The sequence below is a fragment of the Sphingomonas sp. Leaf339 genome (genome assembly GCF_001426195.1).
Classification (GTDB): Bacteria; Pseudomonadota; Alphaproteobacteria; order Sphingomonadales; family Sphingomonadaceae; genus Sphingomonas.
The window spans coordinates 1-367 of sequence record NZ_LMRS01000046.1; the positions used below are offsets into that span (position 1 = coordinate 1).

Here is a 367-nt window from a genome sequence, read left to right on the forward strand (position 1 = left end):
CTCGGTGAGACCACCGATGTAGAAGCGCTGCAGCAGCAGGTAGAGGACCAGGCAGGGCAGGATCGCGACGGTGGTGCCGGCCTGCAGGAGACCCCAGTCGATCGATCCGTAGGCGCCGGTCCGGATGTTGACGAGCATCACCGAGAGGGTGAAGGTCGAGCCGTCGTTCAGCAGCAGGAGCGGGATGAAGAACTCGTTCCACGACACCAGGAAGGCGAAGAGGGCGACCGTCACCACCCCCGGGAGCACGAGCGGCAGCGAGACCCGGAGGAACACGGCGATCGAGGAGGCGCCGTCGACGCGCGCGGCCTCCTCCAGCTCCACCGGGATCGCCTCGAAGCTGTTGCGCATCAAGAAGATGCTGAAG

Annotated in this window: 1 protein-coding gene; it reads right to left on the reverse strand. The window is 65.9% G+C overall.

Annotation, left to right across the window (positions count from 1 at the left end; translation table 11 throughout):
• The coding region (locus tag ASG67_RS15450) for an ABC transporter permease subunit (RefSeq protein ID WP_235535246.1) at positions 1 to 351 on the reverse strand (351 nt) is incomplete at its 3' end.
• Positions 352 to 367 lie beyond the last annotated feature (16 nt).